Origin of the sequence: Algibacter sp. (assembly GCF_049667265.1) — a bacterium.
In the GTDB taxonomy this organism is placed as follows: Bacteria; Bacteroidota; Bacteroidia; order Flavobacteriales; family Flavobacteriaceae; genus Algibacter_B.
The window spans coordinates 1-3,190 of sequence record NZ_JBATHX010000252.1 but is presented as its reverse complement, the minus strand read 5'-3'; the positions used below and the strand labels follow the sequence as shown (position 1 = coordinate 3,190).

Genomic DNA, 3,190 nt, shown 5'->3' with positions numbered 1-3,190 from the left:
GGCTTCTTTTTAAATGGAAAACCAATAAAATTAGTTGGTGTAAATCGTCATCAAGATTACGAAAGTTATGGAAGTGCCGTACCACTTTCACTTCAGAAAAAAGATATCGAACTCATTAAAGAAATGGGATCAAATGTGATTCGTTTTGCTCATTATCCTCAAGCTCGGGAACTTTATAGGCTATGTGATGAACTCGGCATTTTAGTTTGGACAGAAATTCCAATCGTTAATAAAGTTACGAATTCCGAAGCATTTTTTGAGGTTTCAAAAACGATGCAAAAGGAACATATTAAGCAGTATTATAACTTTCCGTCGGTGGTCATGATTGGTTATATGAATGAGATTTTTTTAAGGTTAGCATTTGATAAAAAAGAGACCGATGCAGAAAAAGAAGACCGAAAAAAGTACACCTATAATCTGGCAAAACAACTAGAAGATTTAACTAGAAAAGAAGCGCCAAACCATATTACGGTAATGGCTTTGCATTTTAATGAACTTTATAACGAAACTAAAATTGCAGATTTATCCATGCTGGTAGGTTGGAATTTATATTTTGGATGGTATCATGATACTATTGAAGATTTAGGTATTTTTCTGGACGATCAGCACGCTCGATACCCAAACCGATCTATTATGGTTTCAGAATATGGACCTGGAGCAGATGTACGTGTTTCGGCAACGCAACCATTGCGATACGACTATTCGCAAGAGTATCAGTTATTGTTGCATTCTGGCTATTATAATCAAATTCAAGAGCGAGAATTTGTTTCGGGAATGACCGCATGGAACTTTGCCGATTTTGGTTCAGAATTTCGTGGTGAAACCATTCCGCATGTCAACCAAAAGGGCTTGTTGCAATATAATCGCGAACCAAAGGAGATTTATTATTGGTACCAATCTGTTTTAAATAAAACACCATTTGTGCATATTGCGAAATATCAAAATGAGCTGACATTGTTAGAAAATAACACGCATGAAGTGGTTGTTTTTTCAAATCAAAATAAAGGGAAACTATTTTTGAATGGTGATTTTTTTGAAGAATTAAATTTTGAATCTGGCTTAGCCAAAATTATTATTCCTTTTAAAGAAGGCGTAAATACCATTAAAGTTGATACTGGAAATGAATCTGACGAAACTAATTTCAAAGTAAAAATTATTAAAAATTTAAAGACGAACCCTTTTGATGTATTGGCTATTAATACAGGAACACATATTAATTTTAGAGATGATGTTTTGGGTGTTACCTTTTTAAATGATAGACCATATTCTGAAAATTTATATGGCTATGTACCAAACTCCGGAAAGTGCCAAAAAAAGCTGATTCCTTTTAACATTAACAACTCAATTAATGAGGCTGTATATCAAACCATGATTGTAGATTGTAATGCTTATAAAGTAGATGTACCCAACGGAAAATATAAAGTTACGCTGTATTTTGTTGAGCCTGAATTAAAAAATAAAACAGCGGTTATTTATAATTTATCCAATTCAGTTGATGATTCTGAAGAAGATGTTTTGCATCGTGTTTTTGATATCAAATTAAATGATAAAACCATATCTAGCCAGTTTAATATGGCGAAAGAATACCCAAATAAATATGGTATTTCACAATCTGCTGAAATTGATGTAACCAATAATGAAGGACTAACCATAACCCTAAAACCCATTAAGGGTGAAACGGTAATAAGCGGAATTTTAATTGAAAAATCAGATTTATGAAAACATTAATTAGTGCATTTTTATTGTTAATAACGTTGAATTTTTCGGCGCAAACCAAAGCAACATACACCTATGCTGTAAAAGGAAATGACACCTTAAAATTAGATGTGTACACCCCAAAAAACATCAAAAAAACAGATACACTTCCTGTATTACTTTGGATGCATGGTGGCGGATTTTCAATAGGAAGCAGAGATTATATAGACGATAAACAATTAGCAGAATATGTTGCAACCGAGCAAAATTATATTGGTGTTTCAATTTCGTATCGACTATTAAGAAAAGGAACCGAAACTGGTTTTGGCTGTGATTGTACCAAGGATGAAAAACTGGAAACTTTTAAGCAAGCCGCTATTGATTATTTAGATGCGGCAAAATATATTGTAAAACATGCAGAAGCATTGCAAATTGATACTACAAAAATTATTGCTGGCGGAAGTAGTGCAGGAGCGGAAGGTATTTTAAGTGCGGTTTTTATGCGCGAATATTATGTTGACAATGCAGAAGATTACGAAAAAATAAACTTTGCAGGTGTGTTTTCTTGTGCAGGCGCATTGGTTGATGCAAGTTATATTACAAAAGAAAATGCGGTGCCTTCAGTTTTATTTCATGGAACAAAAGATCAGTTGGTTCCTTTTGATAATGCGCCACATCATTATTGTGAATCAGAAAAAGACGGGTATATTTTCTTAGATGGTTCAAATGTAATTGCCAATAAATTAGAAAAGCATGAAACCGCCTATTATTTTAATATTGTAAAGGGCGCTCAACATGAAATTGCTTCGATTCCTTTTGAGGATTTAGAGAAGGTTTTCAACTTTTTCGAACAAACGGTAATCAAAAAAGAGGTTATTCAAACTAAAATAATTAAAACGAAACCATGAGAAATTTATCTGTAATATTATTGGTTTTATTGGTTTTTCAATCCTGTAAATCTAAGGTTGAGGAGTCTAAAGCTGAAGTATTGCCTAATAAACGTCCGAATATCGTTTACATAATGGCCGACGACCATGCAGAACAAGCCATAAGCGCCTATGGACATATTATTAGCCAATTGGCACCAACACCAAATATTGACAGAATTGCAAATGAAGGTGCACTTTTTAAAAATAACTTTTGTACAAATTCTATTTGCGGTCCAAGTCGCGCAGTAGTTTTAACGGGTAAATTTAGCCATGAAAATGGTTTTAGAATGAATGGTGATCGTTTTGATGGTAGTCAGCAAACCTTTCCGAAATTGCTTCAAAATGCTGGATATCAAACGGCCATGATTGGAAAATGGCATTTACATGGCAATCCTGAAGGTTTTGATTATTGGAATATTCTAACCGATCAAGGTAATTATTACAATCCCGATTTTATATCCATTAACCAAACCACTAAAATTGCTGATACTACCAGAATTGAAGGTTATGCAACGGATATTATTACTGAAGAAGGCCTAACATATTTAAAAAGTGTCAAAGATTCT

The 3,190-nt window shown here is 33.5% G+C and carries 3 protein-coding genes; all 3 read left to right on the top strand.

The features are described 5' to 3' along the window. On the top strand, window positions 1–1,719 hold a 1,719-nt coding region (locus tag WBN21_RS09555), incomplete at its 5' end, for a glycoside hydrolase family 2 TIM barrel-domain containing protein (protein ID WP_424199706.1). Continuing rightward, complete coding sequence (locus tag WBN21_RS09550) at window positions 1,716–2,603, top strand: alpha/beta hydrolase (protein WP_424199704.1); 888 nt, start codon at window positions 1,716–1,718, stop codon at window positions 2,601–2,603. The genes WBN21_RS09555 and WBN21_RS09550, both read left to right, overlap by 4 nt. Beyond that, a partial coding sequence (locus WBN21_RS09545) for a sulfatase-like hydrolase/transferase (RefSeq protein WP_424199702.1) occupies window positions 2,600–3,190 on the top strand: 591 nt, incomplete at its 3' end. The genes WBN21_RS09550 and WBN21_RS09545, both read left to right, overlap by 4 nt.